2 pseudogenes are annotated in these 1,241 nt (G+C 62.8%); both read right to left on the reverse strand.

From position 1 onward, the window contains the following. Positions 1–642 (reverse strand): annotated as a pseudogene (locus tag BKH20_RS13535) (hypothetical protein); the annotation flags it as partial. Between the two features lie 245 nt (positions 643–887). Continuing rightward, a pseudogene (locus BKH20_RS13540) lies at positions 888–1,241 on the reverse strand (hypothetical protein); the annotation flags it as partial.

Here is a 1,241-nt window from a genome sequence, read left to right on the forward strand (position 1 = left end):
GAGGTCGATGGTGCCGGTGGGGCTGGCCTGTTTGGCGGCGGTGATGACTTGCTCGAAGGAGACGGTGGTGGGGAACTGTCCCCCGGTGTTGCTGGTGGAAGTGACCTTCCAGCCGTTCATCGTGAAAGTCTTGGAGGAGTCTGAGGCACCTGGTTGGGCCAAGGTGGAGGGGAGTGCGGTGACTTGCCCGTAGTCGATATAGGTGTTCTCGATGGTTATGGCCTCGCCCGCAGCGGCCAGGTCGCGTTTGATGATGGAGCGCTCTGGGGGCGGGGGGCTGCTGGACAAGAACTTGACGTTGGTGCCGTGCAGTGTCCAGATCAGGACGATGTTGAGGGTGATGTGGGTGTCGGGGTCGTTCTTGTCGAAGGCGGCCTGGTGGGTGGAGGTCAGCAGGTTGGTTACGGCATCGGGGCTGGTGTCGTCCTTGAGGCGCGCGATCAGTTCTGTTCCTGTGCTGGCCTTGGCCTCGGTGATGGTGGTCGAGACGACGTTGGGGTTGTTGGAGAGGTGCTTGAAGGCTGCTTTGGCGATGCTGCGGACCTTGGTGCCTTCGGGACCGAGGTCGGGGTTCAGACCAATGACTGTCATGCGGGCGAGCAAGCCGATGGCCAGCACCGTGACGAGTACCGCGATCCACACAGCGCAGATTCGAACGGACCTGCCTGACGGCAGCTTCCTCCAGCCGAGACGAGCCCTACCATGCCGGACAGAAACGGTCTGCTTTCTGGCTCCCTTTCCTGGTGCGTGCTGGATCTTGTGGGTCGGCTCGTCGGGCATAGGCTGCTCCCTTACTGGCTGATTGGACGTATTCTCTCAAATCGGCCGTTCCTGCGGATCGAGTTGGTTCGGCGAGGTGGGCGCAGGGCATGCGGGTGACGGGCGGTCTACAGCTCGGCGGCTTTGTTGAGGATGGTGGCTTCGTCTTGGCCGGTGCTGCCGTCATGCTGTGGTGTCCAGGTGCCGTTGTTGCAGGTGAAGGTCAGCCAGGGGTCGGCGACGCTGGATGTGGTGTTCAGTGCCCAGTTGTTGAGCTGGAGCGTGGTGAGTCCTGCGGATTGGCAGTCGGCGACGGCGTGGACGACGGGTGCTGCTGCCTCGGGAGCAAGGTCCTTGGTGTCGTTGGTGACCAGGCCGGTGACGGACAGGGTGGTGCCGTTGAGGTCGATGGTTCCGGTGGGGCTGGCCTGTTTGGCGGCGGTGATGACTTGCTCGAAGGAGACGGTGGTGGGGAACTGTCC

Source organism: Actinomyces oris (assembly GCF_001937445.1).
Lineage (GTDB): Bacteria > Actinomycetota > Actinomycetes > Actinomycetales > Actinomycetaceae > Actinomyces > Actinomyces acetigenes.